The 24106-nt window shown below is 60.4% G+C and carries 21 protein-coding genes; 11 read left to right on the plus strand and 10 right to left on the minus strand.

Going from position 1 to position 24106, the window contains the following annotated elements; all coding sequences use genetic code 11:
- The first annotated feature begins 2 nt into the window (after nucleotides 1–2).
- Both dusA and tal read left to right on the plus strand, forming a co-directional pair.
- Nucleotides 3–1013, plus strand: a complete 1011-nt coding sequence (dusA, locus tag HX818_RS03645) for a tRNA dihydrouridine(20/20a) synthase DusA (protein WP_177019519.1) — start codon at nucleotides 3–5, stop codon at nucleotides 1011–1013.
- A 302-nt stretch (nucleotides 1014–1315) separates the two neighbouring features.
- Entirely contained in the window at nucleotides 1316–2242 is a 927-nt protein-coding gene (gene tal, locus HX818_RS03650) for a transaldolase (RefSeq protein WP_008437618.1), read from the plus strand.
- 199 nt (nucleotides 2243–2441) lie between these two features.
- On the opposite strand, the gene rssC is transcribed toward tal, so the two are convergent.
- The 3 genes from rssC to HX818_RS03665 form a co-directional block, all read right to left on the minus strand.
- A complete protein-coding gene (gene rssC, locus HX818_RS03655; RefSeq protein ID WP_003218919.1) occupies nucleotides 2442–2924 on the minus strand; it encodes an anti-sigma factor antagonist RssC in 483 nt (160 codons plus the stop codon).
- Nucleotides 2924–4105, minus strand: coding sequence for a two-component system response regulator RssB (rssB, locus tag HX818_RS03660; protein WP_003218921.1), 1182 nt, complete (start codon nucleotides 4103–4105; stop codon nucleotides 2924–2926). Before rssB ends, rssC begins: the two co-directional genes overlap by 1 nt.
- A 346-nt stretch (nucleotides 4106–4451) precedes the next feature.
- Nucleotides 4452–5141: a VacJ family lipoprotein gene (locus tag HX818_RS03665; protein WP_008437615.1), complete on the minus strand. Its 690-nt coding sequence runs from the start codon at nucleotides 5139–5141 to the stop codon at nucleotides 4452–4454.
- A gap of 195 nt (nucleotides 5142–5336) precedes the next feature.
- Here HX818_RS03665 and HX818_RS03670 point away from each other — a divergent pair, with 195 nt between their 5' ends.
- A complete protein-coding gene (locus tag HX818_RS03670; RefSeq protein WP_003218927.1) occupies nucleotides 5337–5948 on the plus strand; it encodes a hypothetical protein in 612 nt (203 codons plus the stop codon).
- Nucleotides 5949–6058: 110 nt separating this feature from the next.
- A complete protein-coding gene (locus HX818_RS03675; protein WP_177019520.1) occupies nucleotides 6059–6325 on the plus strand; it encodes a DUF4404 family protein in 267 nt (88 codons plus the stop codon).
- Between the two features lie 126 nt (nucleotides 6326–6451).
- Here the strand turns inward: HX818_RS03675 and queF are convergent, their stop codons facing one another.
- Together queF and HX818_RS03685 are read right to left on the minus strand one after the other, a co-directional pair.
- Nucleotides 6452–7282 (minus strand): NADPH-dependent 7-cyano-7-deazaguanine reductase QueF, encoded by an 831-nt coding sequence (gene queF, locus HX818_RS03680; protein ID WP_102368396.1) that lies wholly within the window; start codon nucleotides 7280–7282, stop codon nucleotides 6452–6454.
- A gap of 57 nt (nucleotides 7283–7339) precedes the next feature.
- Nucleotides 7340–7867, minus strand: a complete 528-nt coding sequence (locus HX818_RS03685; RefSeq protein WP_177019521.1) for a plastocyanin/azurin family copper-binding protein — start codon at nucleotides 7865–7867, stop codon at nucleotides 7340–7342.
- 156 nt (nucleotides 7868–8023) lie between these two features.
- On the opposite strand from HX818_RS03685, the gene HX818_RS03690 reads away from it, so the two are divergent.
- Both HX818_RS03690 and HX818_RS03695 read left to right on the plus strand, forming a co-directional pair.
- Nucleotides 8024–8704 carry a heavy metal response regulator transcription factor gene (locus HX818_RS03690; RefSeq protein WP_177019522.1) on the plus strand — a complete coding sequence of 227 codons (681 nt, stop codon included), beginning with the start codon at nucleotides 8024–8026 and terminating at the stop codon, nucleotides 8702–8704.
- On the plus strand, nucleotides 8704–10056 hold the full coding sequence (locus tag HX818_RS03695) for a heavy metal sensor histidine kinase (protein WP_177019523.1): 1353 nt from the start codon (nucleotides 8704–8706) through the stop codon (nucleotides 10054–10056). Before HX818_RS03690 ends, HX818_RS03695 begins: the two co-directional genes overlap by 1 nt.
- A gap of 118 nt (nucleotides 10057–10174) precedes the next feature.
- Here the strand turns inward: HX818_RS03695 and HX818_RS03700 are convergent, their stop codons facing one another.
- Genes HX818_RS03700 through HX818_RS03710 form a run of 3 tightly spaced genes read right to left on the minus strand, consistent with a single transcriptional unit; the run spans nucleotide 10175 to nucleotide 13419 of the window.
- On the minus strand, nucleotides 10175–11419 hold the full coding sequence (locus tag HX818_RS03700; RefSeq protein ID WP_003218940.1) for a lipoprotein-releasing ABC transporter permease subunit: 1245 nt from the start codon (nucleotides 11417–11419) through the stop codon (nucleotides 10175–10177).
- 58 nt (nucleotides 11420–11477) lie between these two features.
- Entirely contained in the window at nucleotides 11478–12161 is a 684-nt protein-coding gene (gene lolD / locus HX818_RS03705) for a lipoprotein-releasing ABC transporter ATP-binding protein LolD (RefSeq protein ID WP_003218941.1), read from the minus strand.
- Between the two features lie 7 nt (nucleotides 12162–12168).
- Complete coding sequence (locus tag HX818_RS03710) at nucleotides 12169–13419, minus strand: lipoprotein-releasing ABC transporter permease subunit (RefSeq protein WP_003218943.1); 1251 nt, start codon at nucleotides 13417–13419, stop codon at nucleotides 12169–12171.
- 94 nt (nucleotides 13420–13513) lie between these two features.
- Here HX818_RS03710 and HX818_RS03715 point away from each other — a divergent pair, with 94 nt between their 5' ends.
- On the plus strand, nucleotides 13514–14098 hold the full coding sequence (locus HX818_RS03715) for a PilZ domain-containing protein (protein WP_177019524.1): 585 nt from the start codon (nucleotides 13514–13516) through the stop codon (nucleotides 14096–14098).
- A 66-nt stretch (nucleotides 14099–14164) separates the two neighbouring features.
- On the plus strand, nucleotides 14165–14887 hold the full coding sequence (locus HX818_RS03720; protein WP_003218946.1) for a glycerophosphodiester phosphodiesterase family protein: 723 nt from the start codon (nucleotides 14165–14167) through the stop codon (nucleotides 14885–14887).
- Between the two features lie 42 nt (nucleotides 14888–14929).
- Here the strand turns inward: HX818_RS03720 and sthA are convergent, their stop codons facing one another.
- Nucleotides 14930–16324 carry a Si-specific NAD(P)(+) transhydrogenase gene (gene sthA / locus HX818_RS03725; RefSeq protein WP_003218947.1) on the minus strand — a complete coding sequence of 465 codons (1395 nt, stop codon included), beginning with the start codon at nucleotides 16322–16324 and terminating at the stop codon, nucleotides 14930–14932.
- Between the two features lie 236 nt (nucleotides 16325–16560).
- Here sthA and HX818_RS03730 point away from each other — a divergent pair, with 236 nt between their 5' ends.
- Together HX818_RS03730 and HX818_RS03735 are read left to right on the plus strand one after the other, a co-directional pair.
- On the plus strand, nucleotides 16561–17103 hold the full coding sequence (locus HX818_RS03730; protein ID WP_177019525.1) for a chalcone isomerase family protein: 543 nt from the start codon (nucleotides 16561–16563) through the stop codon (nucleotides 17101–17103).
- Between the two features lie 286 nt (nucleotides 17104–17389).
- Nucleotides 17390–18688 (plus strand): MFS transporter, encoded by a 1299-nt coding sequence (locus HX818_RS03735; protein ID WP_177008117.1) that lies wholly within the window; start codon nucleotides 17390–17392, stop codon nucleotides 18686–18688.
- A gap of 162 nt (nucleotides 18689–18850) precedes the next feature.
- Here the strand turns inward: HX818_RS03735 and HX818_RS03740 are convergent, their stop codons facing one another.
- Complete coding sequence (locus tag HX818_RS03740) at nucleotides 18851–20314, minus strand: glyceraldehyde-3-phosphate dehydrogenase (RefSeq protein ID WP_023659083.1); 1464 nt, start codon at nucleotides 20312–20314, stop codon at nucleotides 18851–18853.
- 339 nt (nucleotides 20315–20653) lie between these two features.
- Between HX818_RS03740 and mfd the strand changes: the two genes are divergently transcribed.
- Complete coding sequence (mfd, locus tag HX818_RS03745; RefSeq protein WP_177019526.1) at nucleotides 20654–24103, plus strand: transcription-repair coupling factor; 3450 nt, start codon at nucleotides 20654–20656, stop codon at nucleotides 24101–24103.
- Nucleotides 24104–24106: the final 3 nt, after the last annotated feature.

Raw genomic sequence — 24106 nt, forward strand, 5'->3', positions numbered from 1 at the left:
AAATGCTAGATAAACAGAGCTTTAGCCCAGCAGAATCAAGCCCCGCACTGTTTCGGCGCTTTAGCGTTGCACCCATGATGGATTGGACTGACAGACACTGCCGTTTCTTCCTGCGCCTACTGTCCAAAAACGCCCTCCTCTACACCGAGATGGTCACCACCGGCGCAATCCTCCACGGCGACCATAAACGCTTCCTGCGCCACAACGAGGCCGAGCATCCACTCGCCTTGCAGTTGGGCGGTAGCGTCCCCGCTGACCTGGCCGCCTGCGCCCGCATGGCCCAGGACGCCGGTTACGACGAGGTGAACCTCAACGTCGGCTGCCCCAGCGACCGGGTGCAAAACAACATGATCGGCGCGATCCTGATGGCCCACCCGGCCTTGGTGGCGGATTGCGTTAAGGCGATGCAGGACGCGGTCTCGATCCCGGTAACGGTAAAGCACCGCATCGGCATCAACGGCCGGGACAGTTACGCCGAGCTGTGCGATTTCGTTGGCCAGGTGAAGGACGCGGGCTGCACCAGTTTTACCGTGCATGCGCGAATCGCCATTCTGGAAGGGCTGTCACCGAAGGAAAATCGGGACATCCCACCCTTGCGCTACGACGTTGCCGCCCAGTTGAAGCAGGATTTCCCTGAACTGGAGATCATCCTCAACGGCGGCATCAAGACCCTCGAACAGTGCCAGGAGCATTTGCAGACCTTCGACGGCGTGATGCTGGGCCGCGAGGCTTATCACAATCCGTATCTGCTGGCCGAGGTGGATCAGCAGCTGTTTGGCAGCACTGCACCTGTTATCTCCCGCGCCGAGGCGCTGGCGCAGTTGCGTCCTTATATAGCCGAACACTTGGCGACAGGTGGCTCGATGCACCACATCACCCGCCACGTACTGGGGCTGGGGACGGGTTTCCCGGGGGCGCGGAAGTTTCGGCAGTTGTTGTCGGTGGATATTCATAAGGCCAGTGATCCGCTGGCGTTGCTGGATAAGGCTGGGGAGTTGCTGGAGGGACGGTGATTTGGGTGTCAGTGGGTTTATTGGGTGGCTGACACGACGCCTTCGCGAGCAAGCCCGCTCCCACATTTGGATGGGGGGATGTCAGGAAGATGGGGCAAGGCTGCTCCCACCCTTTGATCGGGTGGTCATCGGGCAGTTGGGTTGAACCTGCTGACTGTTTTGGCCTCCTATTGAGCATTGGCCGGTGATTCAAACGGCTGTTTTCAGGTTGTTGCCCTCGCAAACGATCGAATGCATTTGCGCCCTTGAGCGGCTGTCAGCGCTCGGGTAATGTCATCAGACCCACAGGACAGAGCACGCCCATGACTTCCAAGCTGGAACAACTCAAGCAATTCACCACTGTAGTAGCCGATACCGGCGATTTTTCTACCCTCGCCAAGCTCAAGCCACAAGACGCCACTACCAACCCTTCCCTGCTGCTCAAGGCCGCGTCGATCCCAGGCTATGCCAAGCTGCTGGATGAGGCTGTTGCCGACTGCAACGGCGATGTAGGCCTGGCCAGCGACCGTTTTGCGGTAGCCGTCGGCCAGGAAATCCTGAAAGTGGTGCCCGGCCGCATTTCCACCGAGGTGGATGCCCGCTTGTCGTTCGATACCGACGCGGTACTCAAGCGCGCCCATCGCCTGATCGACCTGTACGACAAGGCCGGCATTGGCCGTGACCGCGTGCTGATCAAGATCGCTTCCACCTGGGAAGGCATCCGCGCCGCCGAGCAGCTGGAAAAGGAAGGCATCCAGACCAACCTGACGCTGCTGTTCTCCTTCGCCCAGGCCGTGGCTTGCGCCGAAGCAGGCGTGTTCCTGATTTCGCCGTTCGTGGGCCGTATCTACGACTGGTACAAGAAGGCCAACGGCAACGACTACACCGGCTCCGAAGATCCGGGCGTGCAGTCGGTGACGCGCATCTACAACTACTACAAGGCCAATGGCTACAAGACCGTGGTGATGGGTGCGAGCTTCCGTAACCTGAGCCAGATCGAAGAGTTGGCTGGTTGCGACCGCCTGACCATCAGCCCGGACCTGCTGGAAAAACTCGCAGCCGACAACGGCAAGCTGGAACGCAAATTGTCGCCAGGCCATGCGGGCGAAGCTCGTGTGCACTTGACCGAAGCGCAGTTCCGTTGGGAATCCAACGAAGATGCAATGGCCACCGAGAAACTGGCCGAGGGCATTCGTCAGTTCGCCCGCGACCAGGAAAAACTCGAAGCGCTGTTGACCGCCAAGCTCTAAAAACGGCGGCGACAAAAAGGGCGGCACCTGTGAGGGTGCCGCCCTTTTTTTGTATTAGCCGATTTCGAGCCGAACTCAGTAAAAAATGTGGTAGGGAGTTTGCTCCCGAATACAGGGCGTCAGTCGCTACATTCACTACTGACCCGCCGCTTTCGGGAGCAAGCCCCCCCCCACACTTTGACAGTGTTTCAGCTGGAAATTAGTGCCGCTCCAGCGCATTCACCAGGTCGTGGAACGCCTCGCGGTTGGAGTCGTTCAAGCCCATCAGGATCTTGTGGGCTTCCAGTACCTTGACCCGTACCACTTCCTCGGACTGGTCCTGGGACGGCAGGTCGGTCAGGCATTCCGGGCACGGGATCGGGCGGTCAACGATGTTGAACACTTGATCGAAGCCCATGGACTGCAACAGACGGGTGATGTCTTCGTGGGTGGTGACGACGGTCGGCAGCAGTCCGACCTTCTGCCGAGACAGAATGGACAACTTGGCCAACAGCCCAAGGGTGGTGCTATCGATGCTGCGGGTTTCGGTCAGATCGATCACGATCGCCGAGAAATTCAAGGCTGTGAAGATCCGCTCAATCGTCGCATCCAGCGCCGAACACAAGGTCAGGCGCACTTCACCGACAAACTTCAGGACAAAAGTCCCGTCTTGCTCGGCGAATTGGATTCTTCCGGTACTCATCAAAGATTCCTGCTCAACACCAATAGGGCGATATCATCCGGCATCTCCCCTAGCGTGGCCAATCCAAAAACCTGCCGCAGGCCATCCAGGCTGCCGCCCGCCGACCTGACCCGTTGGGGCAAGGCGGCTTCTTTCTCTTTGAGTGTAGGCTCTGGCAAAAGGTCCAGGATACCGTCGGACATCAGCGTCAGGCTGAACGTCGGCGGCAATTCCAGGATGTGGTCTTCGTAGGTGGCTTCATTGAACAAGCCAACCGGCAAACCACGCCCTTCCAGGTAGCGCACACTGTCTGGAGTGTATAAAACCGGCAATGGCAGGTGACCGCCAATGCTGTAGGTCAAAAGACCTGTTTCTTCATCAATCACGCCGCCGACCATCGTCACGTGCTTGCCCAGCTTGCAGCTGATCAGGCCCCGGTTGATGTGGCCCAGCACTTGCGAAGGGGTGAACTCCGGCAAGGTGCCATTGCGCTTGGATTCGAACAATAGCCGTGTAGTCATGAACTTCAACAACACGGTCACGAATGCAGAGGAGGCGCCGTGGCCGGAAACGTCGGCCAGGTAGAACGCGACACGCCGCTCATCAACGCGGAAGTAGTCGACGAAATCACCCGACAGGTACAGCGACGGGATGATCTGGTGGGCAAACTTGAACTCGTCAATGCTCCACGGGCTCACCGGCAGCATGTTCATCTGCACCTGGCGACCGGCGTTCTGGTCTTCCTGGAGCAGGTTCAGGCTGGCTTCGAGTTCGCGGTTGGCGGTTTCGAGCTTTTCACGGTAACGCTGGTTTTCCAGCAGCAGCCGTGCACGATCCAGGGCACGACGCACCGAGTGCTCCAGCACAGCCAGGTCTTCCAGGGGCTTGATCAGGTAGTCGGCAGCGCCGAGGCGCAAGGCCTCGACGGCATCGTTCATCACGCCGGCACCGGACACGACAATCACCGGCGTCTGCGGGGCGATGTCGGTCACCTGGCGGATCAGCTCAAGGCCGCCCACCTGGGGCATGCGCAGGTCGCAGATCACAAGGTCGGGCTTGTCGCGCTCGAATACCTGGAGACCCTGGAGGCCGTTGCTGGCCTGCAGGACGCTGAAGCCACTGTCTTCCAAATAGGCCGCAAGACTCGCGCGCACTACTTCGTCGTCATCGATTATCAGCAGCGTGGCACTGGTTTTCTGCATGTGGGCAAACGGCGCCAGAATTAGGTTGGCGTAGGCAGCTCGACAATGGCCGGGCTTACTACTGGATTCGCTTTCTAGCCTCTCTGTCCTACAAAACGCCGAGTTATTGCCGACGCACAAAGGTAAAGCAGAGGTGCCCTTCTAAGGCGCAGACGGTACTCCCATCCGCCAGGGGTTTCAAGCTCACGGCGATGGTCGCCGGGCGTCTTTACATCGCAAATCACCAGTAGTTATAAGAACGCATAAAACCGCGACTTAAAGTAAGCACGTAACCCACGGATAAACCTCGAATGCCGCCCACAAAAAAGGCGACCCGAGGGCCGCCTTCTTCTTTCAAGCCTGGGGCTTAAAAGTCGTCTACAACCTTGCCATCCTTGACCTTGAACTCGCGATTCTGCAAGTAGGCGTTGCGGATGAAGGTGTATTTGTCGCCGCTGATCAGCTTCTCGGAGGACAGCAGGCTGGCACGCGTGTCGACGATATTCAGGCCGAAGGTGCTGTTGCGCCAGCCGATATCGTTCATGTAGCGGTACGGCTGGGTGTAGCTGTCCACGTATTTGGACGGCGCGTCACGCAGGGTGCTTGGGCCCAGCAGTGGCAGCATCACGTAAGGACCGCTGTCGACGCCCCAGTAGCCGAGAGTCTGGCCGAAGTCTTCGTCGTTGCGTTGCAGCCCCATTTTGGTGCCGACATCAACGAAACCCAGCACGCCGAACGTGGTGTTCATCAGCAAGCGGGCAGTGTCGACGCCTGCAGCGTGGGGCTTGAGTTGCAGCACGTCGTTGGCAAAGTTGCCGACGTCGCCGATGTTGCGGAAGAAGTTGTGGATCCCGTCCTGCACGAACTGCGGGGTCACGAACTGATAGCCTTGAGCCAATGGCTTGAGGGCATAGGTATCAACGGTATCGTTGAAGGTGAAGATCGGGCGGTTGACGCTTTCCCATGGATCATCTTCCGAGGCCGCCTGGGCTACGAAAGGAACCAGCAAAATACTCGCACATACGGACAGCTGAGCTAGACATTGGCTCCAGCGCATAGCTTGAACTCCTTGAATGGTCTGTCATGGGCGCTATGCCCTGAATGAGGCCGTCAGTATATGACGGAAGTGTCAGATTAGGCAGCCTTGCAGAAATGTCATTCAGCAAATGCACAAAATTCCTACAATTGCTGCGGGTGTAACTTGCTTGTCACCCAAGTCCGGTAGCGTCACTGCTATTTCAGGGACGTCGAAATGCCACACGCCGAGATTGTTAGTGCCAGCACCCCGTCCTTGACGGCCGTACTGTTCGGGCTTAGTGGCTGCCTGGTGGACTTTGGTTCCCAGGCCCGCGCCGATTCCGCGCCTTCCAGCGATACCCATGCCACTGTCGGCGCGCTGAAGATCCTGCGCAGCCTCGAAGAACAGCGTGTCCCTTGTGCATGGCTGGACGAGTTGCCGGCGTCGGTTTCCACACCGCTGGCCGCCGGGCTACCCCGCTGGATCAAGGCTGCCAAGCCCTCCTCCACCCGCTGGCCGGCGCCTCACGCCTGCTGGCAGGCCCTGATGGAACTGAATATCGAACGCCTGGAAGGCTGCGTCCTGGTCAGCGGCGAGCCACGCCTGCTGCAATCGGGGCTCAATGCCGGGCTGTGGACCATCGGCCTGGCGTCCTGTGGCTCACTGTGCGGGCTTTCGCCGCAGCAATGGCAAGCACTCAGCGAGAAGGAACGCGAGCATAAGCGCGCCAAAGCCACTGTCGCGCTCTATGGCCTGGGCGTGCATTCGGTGATTGACCACCTGGGCGAACTGCAGACCTGCCTGGCCGACATCAGTCTGCGCCAGCTTAAGGGCGAGAAGCCCTGATCGAGATCATGCACAGTCGGCGCCAGTGGATTAATCTACAGGTCAGCCCATAGACCTTTCCCGGCGTGCCGCGGTCTATGCCAGTGCCTATCGATAAAAGGAAGAACGCCATGCCTGCCCGCGAACAACTGCAAGAACAGGTCAAAATTTTGCGCGAGCAATTGGATCAGAATCCAGAAATGCCCCTCGAACAGCGCGAAGAGCTGCGAGATTTGATTGCTGAACTGGAAGTTCAGGAGCCACTGGAAGGTGCCATTCAGGACCCAAGTATCGCCGACGGTGTGAACCTGGCGGTAGAACGCTTCGAAATCGACCACCCGGGTATTGCCGGGACCTTGCGCAGCATTGTGGTGACACTGGGTAACATCGGGATTTAATAGCCCGACACCTAACAAATGTGGGAGCGGGCTTGCTCGCGAATGCGGTCCGTCAGCTGATACATATGCTGGCTGATACACCGCTTTCGCGAGCAAGCCCGCTCCCACATTTATTTTGGGTGAAAGCTACTGTCGAGCCAGGCGCAGGTTCTGGAACTGCAGATCTTCCGTACTGCGGTACGGGTTGATATCGAGCCCGCCACGCCGCACATAGCGCGCATACACCGTCAGTTTCTGCGGCTTGAGCAAGCGCTGCAGGTCGAGAAAGATCCGCTCCACGCACTGTTCATGGAAGTCCGAGTGCTGGCGGAAGCTCACCAGGTATTCCAGCAGGCTGGCATGATCCAGCGCCGCGCCGCGGTACTCCACCGCCACACTGCCCCAGTCAGGCTGGCTGGTCACCGGGCAGTTGGACTTGAGCAGATGGCTGTGGACGCTCTCCTCCACCACGCGCGAATCGTCGCAACGCAGCAGTTCCGGGCGCGGGTGCTCGTAGTTGCTGACGGTAATGTCCAGGTCATCAATGCACACACCCGGCAACGCGACCACGCCTTCGGCTTCAACCTCGCCCAGGCTGCGGATGCGCACGCCAACCGGCTTGCCGGCCGCCGCACTCAGGTCGGTGCGCAACGTCGCTTCAAGGCTTTGCACATCGGCAAACGCGGTTTGGTTCAGCGAGTTGAGGTACAACTTGAACGACTTCGACTCGATGATGTTCGGCGAGTCGGCCGGGATACTGAATTCACCGATGGCCACCACGGGTTTGCCGGATGGCAGCAGCCAGGACAGTTCGAAGCAGTTCCAGAAATCCACGCCTTTATACGGCAGGGTCTCGGCACTCAGGCCCAGCTCGGCCCACTTGGCGGCGCGAGGAATCGGGAACAGCAACGACGGGGTGTAGGTGGAGATGTATTCACTGGACTTGCCCAGCGGCGAATGTTCGGCTGCGGGATGCATGGCGGAAACCTGGCTAAATAAACGCCGCCATTCTACCCGCCTTTGCCCGTCAATGGCTTACTGGCTGACGGTCAGCTTGCCGACCATGCCCGCCTGGTAATGCCCCGGAATGTTGCAGGCAAACTCCAAGCCGGTGGCCTTGGTGAAGGTCCAGGTCAGCTCGGCGGTCTTGCCTGGCTCTACCAACACGCTGTTGGGGTCGTCGTGCTTCATGCCTGCCATAATATCACCATGCCCCATCGCACTGTGGTCCATTTTGCCCATGCCGGTGGCCGTCAGCATGCCGCTGGCCTGCATCTTGAGCATTTCTTGCTGATGCGCGGCGTGCATCGCAGCGTCGCCAATATTGAACTCGTGGAGCAACTGGCCTTTGTTGACCAGCACAAAGCGCACGGTCTCACCGGCTTTTACATCGATGGCCTTGGGCGAAAAGGAAATGTCCTGCAGCACCACTTCCACCGTGCGCGTGGCCTTGGCGGCGGGCGCAGCCTCACCGAAGGCGAAGGTTTCAGCCGGGGATGCCAGCACCGGAAGACTCATCGCCATCAGGCAGCCCGCCAACAACCAGGATTTACGTAAAAACATGCTCACACTCCAAAGGTTCGGAATCAGTCTGTGGGACACTTTACGAACGCGCCGCTGCCAGCCAGCTGACGGCCAGATTACAACTTTGTCAGCTTGAGCCTGCCGCCGGACCTGCGCTGTATAAAGTCTGTGTTCCCGTAAAACCATGAGCCGCCCATGAAACTGCTGATCGTCGAAGACCAACCGAAAACCGGCCACTACCTGCGCCAGGGCCTGGCCGAGGCCGGGTTCAACACCGAACTGGTGGCCGACGGCGCCAGCGGCCAGCACCTGGCGCTGACCGGTGACTATGACCTGTTGATCCTCGATGTGATGCTGCCAGGTCGCGATGGCTGGCAGATCCTCCAGGCCGTACGCAACGCCGGGCTCGACATGCCGGTACTGTTCCTTACCGCGCGGGACGCCGTGGAAGACCGGGTGCATGGCCTGGAACTGGGCGCCGACGATTACCTGGTCAAGCCCTTCGCCTTCTCCGAACTGCTGGCCCGGGTGCGTAGCCTGTTGCGCCGTGGCAGCAGCCCACCCCAGGAAACCAGCCTGCAACTGGCCGACCTGCGCATGGACCTGATCCGCCGCCGGGTAGAGCGCGACGGCCAGCGCATCGACCTGACGGCCAAGGAGTTTTCCCTGCTGGAACTGCTGCTGCGCCGCCAGGGCGAAGTACTGCCCAAGTCGCTGATTGCCTCTCAGGTGTGGGACATGAACTTCGACAGCGACACCAACATCATCGAAGTCGCGATCCGCCGCCTGCGCCTGAAGGTCGACGATAACTTTCCCAACAAGCTGATCCATACGGTACGCGGCATGGGCTACGTGCTTGAGGAGCGGTTCAGTTGATGAAACGGATTTCCCTGGCCAGCCGCCTGGCACTGCTGTTTGCTGGCTGTACCGCCGTGGTTTCATTGCTGGCCGGCGTGCTGTTCAACCATGCCAGCGAGGCGCACTTTATCGAGCTGGACCAGCAGTTGCTCGACGGCAAGCTGATAGCGCTGCGCAGTACCTTGCAGGATGCGGACACGCCCGAGCTATTCGCCTTGCGGGAAGTGAAGCTGCGCGACGAACTCAATCGCCAGCCTGACCTGGCCTTGCGCATCACCGCAGGCGACCGGCTCTGGTTCGACGGCGCCCCGGGCATCGCCCTGCCGCAGGAGCCTGGCCTGCACAGTTTGCAGAATGCCGGGACCGATTACCGCGTGTATAACGTGCCCCTGGTACCTGGCAATCGCGAATCGCCACAACTGACGCTGATGCTCGACATCACCCATCACCAACACTTCCTGCAACGCATGCAGCATCTGATCTGGCTGACCGTCGGCCTTTCCGCCCTGGCCACCGCCCTGCTCGGCGCCTGGGCCGCCCGCAGCGGGTTGCGACCGCTGAGGCGCATGAGCGAAGTCGCCAGCGGCGTCTCTGCCCACTCCCTGACCCAACGCCTGCCCCAGGAACAAATGCCCGCCGAACTGGCGGAACTCGCCCAGTCCTTCAACGCGATGCTTGGCCGCCTGGACGATGCCTTCCAGCGCCTTTCGGCGTTTTCTGCCGACATCGCCCATGAACTGCGCACGCCACTGTCGAATTTGCTGACACAGACCCAAGTCATCCTCACGCAGCCACGGGCGCTGGAGGACTACCGCGAAGCCCTGCACAGCAACCTGGAAGAACTGCAATGGATGGCGCAGTTGGTCAACGACATGCTGTACCTGGCCAAGGCGGACCATGGGCTGCTGGTGCCCAAGCGCGAAACCCTGGTGCTGGCGGACGAGGTGGAGGCATTGCTGGAGTTTTTCGCGCCGCTGGCGGAGGACGTCCAGGTGCGGCTGGTTCGGGAAGGCAGCGCCAGCACTTCAGGTGACCGCAGCATGGTGCGCCGGGCGATTTCCAACCTGCTGGATAACGCGTTGCGGTTCACCCCGCCGGGTGGCGAAGTCAGCGTGCGGATTGTCGAGGGGATGCAAGGCGTGACGCTGAGTGTGGAAAACACCGGGGAAGGCATTCCCGAGGCATTGTTGCCACGGTTGTTTGACCGCTTTTACCGGGCAGATCCGGCGCGTCATGAAGGGAGCAGCGAGCATGCGGGGCTGGGTTTGGCGATTACCCAGTCGATTGTGCGGGCCCATGGGGGGCGGATTTTCTGTGAGTCGGGGGCGGGATGGGCGAGGTTTGTGATGGAGTTGCCGCAGGGGTATTGATGCAAGCTGTAGCGGCCCTTTCGCGAGCAAGCCCGCTCCCACATTTTGACCGGGTGCATTCAGGAAGAACGCGGTCAAAATGTGGGAGCGGGCTTGCTCGCGAAGGCGCTCTTAAGAATTACGAATACCTGAGGGCATGCGCCGGCTCAATCTTCGCCGCGCGATACGCCGGATAGATGGTCGCCAAAAAGCTCAACACAAACCCCGCCGAGCAAATCAGCAACACATCCCCACCCTGCAACTGCGAAGGCAGGTTGCTGACGAAATACACGTCCGAACTGAAGATATGCTGCCCGGTCACCCGTTCCAGCCAACCCACCAGTTCACTGACGTTCAGCGCCGCAATCACGCCGAGGATGCCACCGATCAAGGTACCGACGATCCCGATCACCGTCCCCTGCACCATGAAGATCGCCATGATCTGCCGCGGCGTGGCGCCAATGGTGCGCAGGATCGCAATGTCGGCGCCCTTGTCGTTCACCACCATGATCAAGGTCGCGATGATGTTGAACGCTGCCACGGCAACGATCATCAGCAACAGCAGGCCGATCATGGTTTTTTCCATCTTCATCGCACTGAACAGGCTGCCCTGGGTGTGGGTCCAGTCGTCGGCCTTGTAGTCGGCACCGAGGCTGGCGGCGATATCCGCCGATACCTTGGGTGCGGCATACAAGTCTTTCACCGCCAGGCGCACGCTTTGCACCTGGTTCGGCTCCCAATGCTGTATCTCGGCGGCGTCGGCCATGTGGATCAGGGCCATGGAGCCATCCAGCTCCGCGCCCACCTTGAACACACCCACCACGTTCAAACGCTGCATACGCGGGGTGATGCCACCGGGCGCACTGCTGATTTCCGGCACGATCAGGGTCAGCTTGTCGCCGACGTTCAGGCGGAAACGCCGGGCGGTGATTTCGCCGATCACCACACCGAACTCGCCCGGTTTCAGGTCTTCCAGATGGCCCTGGACAATATGTTGGGCCACGATCGACACCTTGCCTTCCTGGGCCGGATCAACGCCACTGATCTCGATCGGCTGCATCGCGCCCTTGTAGGAGAGCATGCCGTCCATCTGTGTGAACGGTACGGCAGCGGTGACTTCCGGATTCTTCATCGCGGCATCTGCCACCGGCTGCCAGTCGCTGATGGGCTTCACGCCAACGATGGTCGCGTGGGGCACCATGCCGAGGATGCGTGAGCTCATTTCCCGCTGGAAACCGTTCATTACCGACAACACCACGATCATCGCCAGCACGCCGAGGGCGAGGCCGATCATCGAGGTCATCGAGATAAACGAAACAAAACGGTTGCGGCGCTTGGCGCGGGTATAGCGCGTGCCGATGAAAATCGATAACGGTCTGAACATTCGCGGGCACCGTTGAAAAAATAGAAAACCCGGCGCCGGGCGCCGGGCTTGAAACAGGTCAGATGGCGACCAGATGACCTTCCTGCAGGTGCAACACACGGTCCATCTGGCGGGCCATGCTCATGTCATGGGTCACCACCAGGAACGCGGTGCGCATCTGGGTGCTCAACTCCAGCATCAAGTCCTTGATGCCCTGGGCGGTGTGGGAGTCGAGGTTGCCGGTCGGCTCGTCGAGCATCACCAGGCCCGGGTTGTTGACCAGGGCACGGGCAATCGCCACACGCTGGCGCTCGCCGCCGGACAATTCAGCCGGCTTGTGCTCCAGGCGATGGCCCAGGCCGACGCGCTCCAGCAACGCCTGGGCACGCTGGCGTGCTTCCGGGATCGCGGTCTTGCCGATCAACAGCGGCATGCAGACGTTTTCCAGGGCGGTGAACTCGGGCAGCAAGTGGTGGAACTGGTACACAAAACCCAGCGAACGGTTGCGCAACTGGCCACGGGCCTTCTCGCCCAGGGCCGACAACTCTTCGCCGGCCAGCCAGACGCTGCCCTGGGACGGCGTATCAAGGCCGCCCAACAGGTTGAGCAAGGTACTTTTACCGGAACCGGAACTGCCGACGATCGCCACGCGTTCGCCCGGGTGCAGTTCCAGCTGCAGGTTGGACAGCACCACCACGGACTCCGGGCCTTCCTCGTAGGATTTGCCCAGGTTGCGGCAGCTCAGGATTGCTTTTTCACTCATGCCCGATTCACTCATAACGTAAAGCCTGCGCCGGCTGGGTACGTGCCGCGCGCCAGGCTGGATACAGGGTGGCAAGGAAACTCAGGACCAACGCGGCGCCGCCGACCATCAATACGTCCTGGCTCTGCACCTGGGACGGCAAGTAGTCGATGAAGTAGACGTCGGAGTTCAAGAATTTGTGGCCGATCAACACTTCCAGCCCGGCGATAGCAGCGCTGACGTTCAGCGCGGCGAGAATCCCCACCACGGTGCCGATCAAGGTGCCGACGACGCCGATCACCGTGCCCTGGACCATGAAGATCGCCATGATCTGCCCCGGCGTGGCGCCAAGGGTGCGCAGGATCGCGATGTCGCCCTTCTTGTCGTTCACCACCATCACCAGCGTGGAGATGATGTTGAAGGCGGCGACGGCGACGATCAGCAGCAACAGCAAGCCGATCATGGCTTTTTCCATGCGGATGGCCTGGTACAGGTTGCCGTGGGTACGGGTCCAGTCGCGGGCGTAGTACTGGTTTTCACCCAGGTGCTGGGCGATTTCCCACGAGGTACGCGGCGCGTCGAACAGGTCGTTGAATTTCAGGCGCAAGCCCTGGACCTGGTCCGGCTTCCAGCGATGCAGGCGGGCCAGGTCGGTCAGGTTGGTCAGGCCCAAGTAGCCGTCGATCTCACCGGCGCCGACATGGAAGATGCCGACCACGGTAAAGCGCTTCATGCGCGGGAACATGCCCGCCGGAGTCACGGTGACTTCCGGCGCGACGAAGGTCAGCTTGTCGCCGATGCCCACGCCGAGCTTGGCCGCCGCCTTGTCACCGATAGCGATGCCAAAGCTGCCGGGCGACAAGTCGTCCAGTTTGCCCTGTTGCATGAAGTTATCGATGATCGAGACATTGCGTTCCTGCGCCGGGTCGATGGCATTGAGCAGGACTTTCTGCACCTTGCCGTCGTTGGTCAACAGGCCCTGCATCTGGGTGAAGGGCGCAACCGCCAGCACTTTGGGGTTCTGCTTGACCTTCGCGGCCAGGCTTTGCCAGTCGCTGATGGGCTCACCCGACTCGATGGTCGCGTGGGGCACCATGCCCAGCACGCGGGTGCGCATCTCATGATCGAAGCCGTTCATCACCGACAGCACCACGATCATCACGACAACGCCAAGGGCGAGCCCGATCATCGAGGTCAGGGAAATGAACGACACAAAATGATTGCGACGTTTTGCACGGGTATAACGCGTGCCAATAAATACGAAGAGAGGTCTGAACATGTCGGGGCTTGTTCGGAGGAAAAGAAGACGTCCTTGTGGCGGGGTCAGGTAAGCAGCTTTACACTCAGACCATCACCGCTGCCTTGGGTTCGCCATGTCGACATTAGATGAAGAAGATCGCCGCGAATACTACCGTATCGAGGACATGATCGCACTGGAAATTACCCCACTGTCGGGCCCGGAAGTGCTGAGCAAGGAAGTGTTGCTGGATGATTCGCCGCTGTTCAATCTGCTCAGCGAGTTGCACCTGAGTGAATTTGAATCCCAGCACTTGCTGCGCCAGATCGGCGAGCGGGACCGCACCCTGGCCGCCTTCCTCAAAGTGCAGAACAAACGCATGGATTTGCTCAGCCAGATCATGGCGCAAAGCCTGCTGGGCGAGATCGGTACGCCGCAGCCCGTGGTCATTTCCGAAGGCGGCATCGAATTTCTGAACCCCACCGCGATCCAGCCCGACAGCCACCTGGCGGTCAAGCTGGTGCTGATGCCGCAAGCCCTCGGGCTGTTGCTGCGAGCCAAGGTTACCCATTGCGATGCCAAGACCGGTGGCTTTGAAATCGGCACGGAATTCGAAGCCATGACCGATGCCCAACGCCAGTTGCTGGCACGCTATATCCTGCAGAAACAGGCCCAGGAACGGCGCCTGGCGCGGGAAAAAAGCGACGAATCCGACACCTGAATACGATCATTGAATGGCGCGTCGCGTCATCCATCCAGCCAGGAACCCTGGCGTAAAGGAGCAACTGTGACCCTGATTTATGGCCATCGCGGTGCCAAAGGCGAAGCACCGGAAAACACCCTGACCAGCTTCCAGGAATGCCTCAAGCACGGCGTGCGCCGCTGCGAACTGGATTTGCACCTGTCCATGGACGGCGAGCTGATGGTCATCCACGACCCGACGCTCAAGCGCACCACCGACCGGCGCGGCAAGGTCGTCGAATATTCAGCCGCCGACCTGGTCAAGATGGACGCGCGCAAAGGCGGCCCGGGCTGGGTCAACCCTTGCCCGATCCCGCGCCTGGAAGAGCTGTTCGAACAGTGCGACTTCGACCACTGGCAACTGGAAGTCAAAAGCGCATCGCGCACCCGCGCGGCAACCACCGTGCTGGCGATCCGTGAAATGGCTCAGCGTTTCGGGCTGATGGACAAGGTCACCGTGACCTCAAGCTCGCGGGAAGTGTTGAAAGCGGCGCTGGACCTCACCCCGGACCTGTCCCGCGGGCTGGTAGCCGAATACGCCTGGCTCGACCCGTTGAAGGTCGCGGCCAACTATGGCTGTGAGATTCTGGCGTTGAACTGGACGTTGTGCACCCCTGAGCGTCTGGAAAAAGCCCAGCGCCAGGGTTTGCACGTGTCCGTATGGACCGTCAACGAACCCGCGCTGATGCGCAGGCTCGCCGACTTCGGCGTAGATAGCCTGATTACAGACTTTCCCGGTTTGGCCACTGCCACCCTCGGGAATTACTGAAATCGGTCTCCCCGGCCGGCTCAGGCCACCGGCCGGAGCCGCTCAAAAAAGCCGGTTGAGGCCGTCGTAGGCCGCTACCCGATAGGCTTCAGCCATGGTCGGGTAGTTGAACGTGGTGTTGACGAAATACTTGAGGGTATTCAGCTCACCCGGCTGGTTCATGATCGCCTGGCCGATGTGCACGATCTCCGACGCCTGATAGCCGAAGCAATGCACGCCCAGCACTTCCAGAGTCTCGCGGTGGAACAGGATCTTCAGCATGCCCTGGGGCTCACCGGCGATCTGCGCACGCGCCATGCTCTTGAAGAACGCCTTGCCGACTTCATAAGGCACCTTGGCCTTGGTCAGTTCGTGCTCGTTCTTGCCGATCGAGCTGATCTCGGGAATCGTGTAGATCCCGGTCGGCACGTCGTTGACGTAGCGCCAGCTGCCGTTGTCGACAATGCTGCCAGCGGCCGAGCGGCCCTGGTCATGGGCGGCACTGGCCAGGCTTGGCCAGCCGATCACGTCACCGGCACCGTAGATGTTCGGTACGCAGGTGCGGTAGTTCTCGTCGACTTCGATCTGGCCACGGCTGTTGACCTTCACACCGATGTTTTCCATGCCCAGCTTGTCGGTGTTGCCGGTACGGCCGTTGCACCACAGCAAGGCGTCGGCCTTGATCTTCTTGCCGGATTTCAGGTGCAGGATCACACCGTTGTCCAGGCCTTCGACCCGCTCGTACTCTTCGTTGTGGCGCACGGTGATGTTGTTGTTGCTGAAGTGGTAACTCAACGCCTGGGAAATTTCCGAGTCGAGGAAGCTCAGCAACTGGTCGCGGTTATCCACCAGCTCGACCAATACACCCAGGCCGCTGAAGATCGAGGCGTATTCACAGCCGATCACGCCGGCGCCGTAGATGATCAGTTTGCGCGGGGTGTGGCCCAGGCTGAGGATGGTGTCGCTATCGTAGATACGCGGGTGGTGGAAATCGATATCCGCCGGGCGATACGGACGCGAGCCGGTGGCGATGATGATGTGCTTGGCTACCAGCTTCTCGACCACGCCGTTGGCGCAGACCACTTCGACGGTTTGCTCGTCGGCGAAGCTGCCGGTGCCGAAGAACAGGTCGACGCGGTTACGGGCATAGAAGCCGGTACGCGAGGCAACCTGTTTGGAAATGACTTTTTCAGCGCTCTTGAGCACGTCCGGGAACGAGAACCAGCGCGGCTCACCAATGGCCCGGAACATCGGGTTGGTGTTGAACTGCATGATCTGGCGCACCGAGTGACGCAAGGCCTTGGACGGGATGGTACCCAGGTGGGTGCAGTTACCGCCGACCTGGCGACGGCTATCGACCATCGCCACCTTGCGCCCTGCTTTGGCGGCGTTCATCGCCGCACCTTCTCCAGCTGGGCCGGAACCCAGTACCACCACGTCGTAGTTGTAGACAGCCATGCGTACTCCTCAGAACAGGCCAGGGCGCACGGTTGGACGCCTGGCTAAATCATGCCGCGGCCAGCGGTCATGAAGGATCAATGTGGCTCAAGTGTGTGAGCCGGGGCACAGTCTATAGAACGCTCAACGTCGCGCACATTAACCCTTGGTCGCGTCGTAGGCCAGTTTTGCCTTTACTACACGGCGCTCGTTATTGAATTAACCTGTAGGCAAGCACCTTTTCAGGACTGGCCATTATGAAGCATGTCGTCATTTGTTTATTGCTGATGTTTTCGGTCCCGGTTCTGGCGAATGAGGCTGATCGCCTCAAACAAGCCGATTTTCCGCCGAAATCTCATCAACTGGTGCTGAAAAACCAGGCCGTCCTGACCTACCTGTGGGCAGACGTCTATGCGGCGGCATTGTTCGCCCCGGCTGACCTGAGCGCCAAACAAGCCCTGGATCAGCAAAAAGACCTGCGCCTGGAGCTGTATTACTTTCGCGATATCGACCGCAACGATGTGATCAAGGCCGCCACCGCCACCCTCGAACGTCAGCAAACACCCGCCACCCTCGCCCGCCTGAAACCTGAACTGGATCAATTGCACAAAAGCTTCCGCAACATCCGCAGCGGCGACCGTTATGCGCTGGACTTCCAGCCTCAGCGCGGCCTGAAACTGGAAATCAACGGCACGGTGGTGTTCAGCAGTCGCAATGACGAACTGGCCAAGGCTTACCTGGGAATCTGGCTGGCACCAAAAGGCTTGTCCGACAGCCTGCGAAACACCCTCCTCAACTGATCGCAAAAACCCTGTGGGAGCGGGCTTGCTCGCGAATGCGGTGTATCAGTGACTCATAAGCTGACTGACACACCGTTTTCGCGAGCAAGCCCGCTCCCACATTGGATTTTCATTACCGGGAGGCCTGCGGCAATTTGCCAGCTTGCTATCGGTTTTTTGTTGCCTGTGGTGGCTTATACACATATCGTTACAAAACTGTTCAGCGCCAGCCTCGTGCCAGAGCTTCAACAGCAAGGACGGTTGCGACCAGGGATTACTAATAAGATAGCCAAAATGAGTGCATGACATGTCCACTACAACGGGCAAGGGCAAGGCGATCTTTCGCGTTGTCAGCGGTAACTTCCTTGAGATGTTCGACTTCATGGTCTATGGCTTCTACGCCACGGCCATTGCCAAGACATTTTTCCCCACCGACAGCGCGTTCGCGTCCCTGATGCTGTCCCTGGCGACCTTTGGTGCCGGGTTCCTGATGCGTCCTCTGGGCGCGATTTTCCTCGGTGCCTACATCGACCGTCACGGCCGTAAAAAAGGCCTGGTGATCACCCTGGCGATGATGGCCGCCGGTACCATCCTGATTGCCTGCGTTCCCGGGTATGCCACCCTGGGCGTCGCGGCGCCGTTGCTGGTGCTGTTCGGCCGCCTGCTGCAAGGCTTCTCCGCCGGTGTCGAACTGGGCGGCGTGTCGGTGTACCTGGCGGAAATCGCCACTGCGGGCCGTAAAGGCTTCTTCGTCAGCTGGCAGTCCGCCAGCCAGCAAGCCGCCGTGGTATTCGCCGGCCTGCTGGGCGTAGGCCTGAACCACTGGCTCAGCCCGGAAGAAATGGGTGACTGGGGCTGGCGCGTGCCGTTCCTGATCGGCTGCCTGATCGTGCCGGTGATCTTCGTGATTCGTCGCTCTCTGGAAGAAACCCCGGAATTCCAGGCACGTAAACACCGCCCTACCCTGCAGGAAATCGTCCGTTCGATCGGCCAGAACTTCGGCATCGTGATCGCCGGCATGGCGCTGGTGGTGATGACCACCGTGTCGTTCTACCTGATCACCGCCTACACCCCGACCTTCGGCAAGGCCGAATTGCACCTGTCGGACTTCGACGCGTTGCTGGTAACCGTGTGCGTCGGCATCTCCAACTTCATCTGGCTGCCGGTGATGGGTGCGGTGTCCGACAAGATCGGGCGTAAACCGCTGCTGCTGGGGGCGACTATTCTGGCGATCCTCACCGCTTATCCAGCGCTGTCCTGGCTGGTGGCCAACCCGAGTTTCAGCCATCTGCTGATCGTGCTGCTCTGGCTGTCGTTCCTGTATGGCTCGTACAACGGCGCAATGGTTGTAGCGCTGACCGAGATCATGCCGGTAGAAGTGCGCACCACCGGTTTCTCCCTGGCCTACAGCCTGGCGACGGCGACCTTTGGTGGCTTTACTCCGGCGGCGTGTACCTACCTGATCCACGTGCTGGACAACAAGGCCGCACCGGGCATCTGGCTCAGCGGCGCGGCGGTGCTGGGCTTGATCGCCACATTGATTCTGTTCAAGGGCAACCGGCATGAACTGCGTACCGCGCAGGCTTCGATAGTCGGCGGCGCTTGATGGATCGCTATCGCAGGCAAGCCAGCTCCCACATTTTGATTTGTGAATACATTCAAATGTGGGAGCTGGCTTGCCTGCGATGAGGCCGGTACAAGCAACGCAAAAACAACAGACATAAAAAAGCCCCGAACCAGTCGGGGCTTTTTCATTTACCGCTGATGCTTAGCGCGGGAATGCTGGCGGGTTAACCCCGGCCATGTCTTCCATCACACGAACCACCTGGCAGCTGTAACCGAATTCGTTGTCGTACCAGACGTACAGAACAACGCGGTTGTCTTGAGTGATGGTCGCTTCAGCGTCCACCACACCGGCGTGGCGCGAGCCCACGAAGTCGGTGGAAACCACTTCCTGCGAATTGACGAAGTCGATTTGCTTGTGCAGATCGGAGTGCAGCGCCATGTAGCGCAGGTACTCGTTCATCTCTTCACGGGTGGCGGCTTTCTCAAGGTTCAGGTTGAGAATGGCCATCGACACGTTCGGCGTCGGAACACGGATCGCGTTACCGGTCAGCTTGCCGGCCAGCTCAGGCAGGGCCTTGGCAGCAGCGGTGGCAGCACCGGTCTCGGTGATCACCATGTTCAGCGCGGCGCTACGGCCACGGCGATCGCCCTTGTGGAAGTTGTCGATCAGGTTCTGGTCGTTGGTGTACGAGTGAACCGTTTCAACGTGACCGTTAACGATACCGAACTTGTCATTCACAGCCTTCAGCACCGGCACGATGGCGTTGGTGGTGCAGGAAGCGGCGGACACGATCTTGTCGTCAGCGGTGATTTCACCGTGGTTGATGCCGTGCACGATGTTCTTCAGCTTGCCCTTGCCAGGCGCAGTCAGGACAACGCGGTCGATACCCGGGCACGCCAGGTGCTGGCCCAGGCCCTCGGCATCACGCCACACACCGGTGTTGTCCACCAGCAGTGCGTCCTTGATGCCGTACTGGGTGTAATCCACCTCAGACGGGTTCTTCGCGTAGATCACCTGGATCAGGTTACCGTTGGCGGTGATGGTGTTGTTTTCTTCGTCGATGACGATGGTGCCGTTGAACGGACCGTGGACCGAGTCACGACGCAGCAGGCTGGCGCGCTTGGTCAGGTCGTTTTCAGCACCTTTACGCACCACGATGGCACGCAGGCGCAGGCCGTCGCCGCCACCGGTTTTTTCGATCAGGATGCGCGCCAGCAGGCGGCCGATACGACCGAAGCCGTACAGCACAACGTCGGTGCCTTTGCGGGCAGCAGCGTTTTGCTGGCCAACCACGTCGGCCATTTCTTCACGCACGAACTGCTCGGCGGTACGGCCAGCGCCTTCTTTGCGGAATTTGTAGGCCAGCTTGCCCAGGTCTACCGAGGCCGCGCCGAGCTTGAGCTCGCTCATGGCTTTGAGCAGGGGGAATGTTTCGTGGACGGAGAGTTCGCTATCGTCGGCAGAACGATGGCGAGCAAAGCGATGAGCCTTGAGAATCGCGATGACTGATTGGTTGATCAGGCTGCGGCCATAGATCGAGCTCACCACGTTGTTATTGCGGTATAGCTGACCGATAAGCGGAATCATCGCTTCAGCGAGTGCTTCACGGTCGATCCATTCACCAAGACACTGGTCGGGCTTCTGAGTCACGGGAACCTTCCACATGTAGGGGCAGAAAAAAGGGGCTACATTATGCCGCCCGACCGCCCTCGGAGCAATGCGCGGCCCGCAACAAAACCCCTTGCAAAAAAATATCGCCCCTCTGCAGCCCAGTAAATACGCGGCTTCCAGCGCACCCCCTGTTGGACCAATGTGACAAAGTGTCCGTAACCCTCCGAAACATACACCGATTTCGGCACTACATAATGAGTCAAAAGGCACCTTTGTTTGTCTTAGCCACTACATTTCCTACAAACCGTAATAGGCTCAGTCAGCAACTGACAGGCGGCACTCCGGGCCGTTACAATTACCGACTTTGTCGCAACGCTTGGAGCTCAACCTTCCGTGCCCGTTCTGCGTCTACCGCTTCTCCCTGCCGCGGCAGGTAAACAGCACTGGGGCAATCTGCCCGGTGCCGCCCTGAGCCTGGCCATCGCCGAGGCTGCCAGCGCTGCCAAGCGCTTTACCCTGCTGCTCACCGCCGACAGCCAAAGTGCCGAGCGGCTGGAACAGGAGCTGAGTTTCTTCGCCCCCGATTTGCCGGTACTGCATTTCCCGGACTGGGAAACCCTGCCCTACGATCTGTTCTCGCCGCACCAGGACATCATTTCCCAGCGCATCGCCAGCCTGTACCGCTTGCCGGAACTGGCCCACGGCGTGCTGGTGGTGCCGATCACCACGGCCCTGCATCGCCTGGCGCCGACCAAGTTCCTGCTGGGCAGCAGCCTGGTGCTGGATATCGGCCAGAAGCTCGACGTGGAGCAAATGCGCACCCGACTTGAGGCCAGTGGCTATCGCTGCGTCGACACGGTGTACGAGCACGGCGAGTTCGCGGTACGTGGCGCGCTGATCGACCTGTTCCCGATGGGCAGCAAACTGCCTTACCGGATCGACCTGTTCGACGACGAAATCGAAACCCTGCGTACCTTCGATCCGGAAAACCAGCGTTCCATCGACAAGGTCGACTCGGTCAAGCTGCTGCCGGCCCGGGAATTCCCGCTGCAAAAAGACGCGGTCACGCGCTTCAAGGCACGTTTCCGCGAGCGCTTTGACGTGGACTTCCGCCGCTGCCCGATTTTCCAGGACTTGAGCAGCGGGATTACTCCCGCGGGTATCGAGTACTACCTGCCGTTGTTCTTCGACGAAACCTCCACCCTCTTCGATTACCTGCCCCAGGACACCCAAGTGTTCTCGCTGCCGGGCATCGAACAGGCGGCGGAGAACTTCTGGAATGACGTGCGCAACCGCTATGAAGAACGCCGCGTCGACCCGTCCCGTCCTTTATTGCCACCGGCCGAACTGTTCCTGCCGGTGGAAGACTGCTTCGCCCGCCTGAAAAACTGGCCGCGGGTAGTCGCCAGCCAACAGGACGTGGACGCCGGCGCCGGCCGCGAGCGCTTCCCGGCACAAGCACTGCCGAACCTGGCGATTGAAGCCAAGGCCAACCAGCCGCTGGAAGCATTGTCGAATTTCCTCGGTGACTTCCCCGGCCGCGTGCTGTTTACCGCCGAGTCCGCCGGGCGCCGCGAGGTGCTGCTGGAGTTGCTGGAACGCCTGAAGCTGCGGCCGAAAACCGTCGATAGCTGGCCGGACTTTGTCGCGAGCAAGGACCGCCTGGCGATCACCATCGCACCGCTGGACGAAGGGCTGCTGCTGGACGACCCGGCCCTGGCACTGATTGCCGAGAGCCCGCTGTTCGGTCAGCGGGTGATGCAGCGCCGCCGCCGGGAAAAGCGCGCCGATGCCAACAACGATGCGGTGATCAAGAACCTCACCGAGCTGCGCGAAGGCGCGCCGGTGGTGCATATCGACCACGGCGTGGGCCGTTACCTGGGCCTGCAGACCCTGGAGATCGACAACCAGGTGGCCGAATTCCTCACCATGGAATACGCCGAGGGCGCCAAGCTCTACGTGCCCGTGGCCAACCTGCACCTGATCGCCCGCTACACCGGCAGCGACGACGCCCTCGCGCCGTTGCACCGCCTGGGCTCCGAGACCTGGCAGAAAGCCAAGCGCAAGGCCGCCGAACAGGTACGCGATGTGGCCGCCGAGTTGCTCGACATCTATGCCCGCCGCGCCGCCCGCGAAGGTTATGCGTTTGCCGACCCAAAAGCCGACTACGCCACCTTCAGCGCCGGCTTCGCCTTCGAAGAAACCCCGGACCAGCAAACCACCATCGACGCCGTGCGCGCCGACATGCTGGCGCCCAAGCCGATGGACCGCCTGGTGTGCGGCGACGTGGGCTTCGGCAAGACCGAAGTGGCAATGCGCGCAGCGTTTATTGCGGTGCACGGCGGCCGCCAAGTGGCGATCCTCGTCCCCACCACCCTGCTCGCCCAGCAGCACTACAACAGCTTTCGCGACCGCTTTGCCGACTGGCCGGTGACTGTGGAGGTGATGAGCCGCTTCAAATCGGCCAAGGAAGTGAATGCGGCCATCGCCGACCTGGCGGAAGGCAAGATCGACATTGTCATCGGCACTCACAAGCTGCTGTCGGATGACGTGAAGATCAAGAACCTCGGGCTGGTGATCATCGACGAAGAGCACCGCTTCGGGGTTCGCCAGAAAGAACAGCTCAAGGCCCTGCGCAGTGAAGTCGACATCCTGACGCTCACCGCCACGCCGATTCCGCGCACGCTGAACATGGCGGTGTCGGGCATGCGCGACCTCTCGATCATCGCCACGCCGCCGGCGCGCCGGTTGTCGGTGCGCACCTTCGTCATGGAGCAGAACAAAAGCACGGTCAAGGAAGCCCTGCTGCGTGAGTTGCTGCGCGGCGGCCAGGTGTACTACCTGCACAACGATGTAAAAACCATCGAGAAATGCGCCGCCGACCTCGCCGAACTGGTGCCGGAAGCACGGATCGCCATCGGCCACGGGCAGATGCGCGAGCGCGAACTCGAACAGGTGATGAGCGACTTCTATCACAAGCGCTTCAACGTGCTGATCGCCTCGACCATCATCGAGACCGGCATCGACGTGCCGAGCGCCAACACCATCATCATCGAGCGCGCCGACAAGTTCGGCCTGGCGCAGCTGCACCAGCTGCGCGGCCGGGTCGGGCGCAGTCACCACCAGGCGTATGCCTATCTGCTGACACCGCCGCGCCAGCAGATCACTTCCGACGCCGAGAAGCGCCTGGAAGCGATCGCCAACACCCAGGACCTCGGCGCCGGCTTTGTGCTGGCCACCAACGACCTGGAAATCCGCGGCGCCGGCGAACTGCTGGGCGACGGCCAGAGCGGGCAGATCCAGGCCGTCGGCTTCACCCTGTATATGGAAATGCTCGAGCGCGCGGTGAAGTCCATCCGCAAGGGCGAACAACCGAACCTCGACCAACCGCTGGGTGGCGGCCCGGAGATCAACCTGCGCCTGCCGGCGCTGATCCCCGAAGACTACCTGCCGGATGTGCATGCGCGACTGATCCTGTACAAGCGCATCGCCTCGGCCACCGACGAAGAAGGTCTCAAGGACCTTCAAGTGGAGATGATCGACCGCTTCGGCCTGTTGCCGGAGCCGACCAAGAACCTGGTGCGCCTGACCCTGCTCAAATTGCAGGCTGAGCAACTGGGCATCAAGAAGGTCGACGCCGGGCCGCAAGGCGGGCGTATCGAGTTCGAAGCACAGACGCCGGTGGACCCACTGGTGCTGATCAAGCTGATTCAGGGCCAGCCCAATCGCTACAAGTTCGAAGGGGCTACGCTGTTCAAATTCATGGTGCCGATGGAACGCGCCGAAGAACGCTTTAATACACTGGAGGCGCTGTTTGAGCGCCTCATCCCGAAATCTGCTTGAAGG

Source organism: Pseudomonas sp. F9001 (genome assembly GCF_013385435.1).
Taxonomy (GTDB): domain Bacteria; phylum Pseudomonadota; class Gammaproteobacteria; order Pseudomonadales; family Pseudomonadaceae; genus Aquipseudomonas.

Excerpts from the sequence above, each read along its gene's own strand:
- dusA (WP_177019519.1), top strand. The coding sequence starts at position 3 with ATGCTAGATAAACAGAGCTTTAGCCCAGCAGAATCAAGCCCCGCACTG.
- tal (WP_008437618.1), top strand. The coding sequence starts at position 1,316 with ATGACTTCCAAGCTGGAACAACTCAAGCAATTCACCACTGTAGTAGCC.
- rssC (WP_003218919.1), bottom strand. The coding sequence starts at position 2,924 with ATGAGTACCGGAAGAATCCAATTCGCCGAGCAAGACGGGACTTTTGTC.
- rssB (WP_003218921.1), bottom strand. The coding sequence starts at position 4,105 with ATGCAGAAAACCAGTGCCACGCTGCTGATAATCGATGACGACGAAGTA.
- HX818_RS03665 (WP_008437615.1), bottom strand. The coding sequence starts at position 5,141 with ATGCGCTGGAGCCAATGTCTAGCTCAGCTGTCCGTATGTGCGAGTATT.
- HX818_RS03670 (WP_003218927.1), top strand. The coding sequence starts at position 5,337 with ATGCCACACGCCGAGATTGTTAGTGCCAGCACCCCGTCCTTGACGGCC.
- HX818_RS03675 (WP_177019520.1), top strand. The coding sequence starts at position 6,059 with ATGCCTGCCCGCGAACAACTGCAAGAACAGGTCAAAATTTTGCGCGAG.
- queF (WP_102368396.1), bottom strand. The coding sequence starts at position 7,282 with ATGCATCCCGCAGCCGAACATTCGCCGCTGGGCAAGTCCAGTGAATAC.
- HX818_RS03685 (WP_177019521.1), bottom strand. The coding sequence starts at position 7,867 with ATGTTTTTACGTAAATCCTGGTTGTTGGCGGGCTGCCTGATGGCGATG.
- HX818_RS03690 (WP_177019522.1), top strand. The coding sequence starts at position 8,024 with ATGAAACTGCTGATCGTCGAAGACCAACCGAAAACCGGCCACTACCTG.
- HX818_RS03695 (WP_177019523.1), top strand. The coding sequence starts at position 8,704 with ATGAAACGGATTTCCCTGGCCAGCCGCCTGGCACTGCTGTTTGCTGGC.
- HX818_RS03700 (WP_003218940.1), bottom strand. The coding sequence starts at position 11,419 with ATGTTCAGACCGTTATCGATTTTCATCGGCACGCGCTATACCCGCGCC.
- lolD (WP_003218941.1), bottom strand. The coding sequence starts at position 12,161 with ATGAGTGAAAAAGCAATCCTGAGCTGCCGCAACCTGGGCAAATCCTAC.
- HX818_RS03710 (WP_003218943.1), bottom strand. The coding sequence starts at position 13,419 with ATGTTCAGACCTCTCTTCGTATTTATTGGCACGCGTTATACCCGTGCA.
- HX818_RS03715 (WP_177019524.1), top strand. The coding sequence starts at position 13,514 with ATGTCGACATTAGATGAAGAAGATCGCCGCGAATACTACCGTATCGAG.
- sthA (WP_003218947.1), bottom strand. The coding sequence starts at position 16,324 with ATGGCTGTCTACAACTACGACGTGGTGGTACTGGGTTCCGGCCCAGCT.
- HX818_RS03730 (WP_177019525.1), top strand. The coding sequence starts at position 16,561 with ATGAAGCATGTCGTCATTTGTTTATTGCTGATGTTTTCGGTCCCGGTT.
- HX818_RS03735 (WP_177008117.1), top strand. The coding sequence starts at position 17,390 with ATGTCCACTACAACGGGCAAGGGCAAGGCGATCTTTCGCGTTGTCAGC.
- HX818_RS03740 (WP_023659083.1), bottom strand. The coding sequence starts at position 20,314 with ATGTGGAAGGTTCCCGTGACTCAGAAGCCCGACCAGTGTCTTGGTGAA.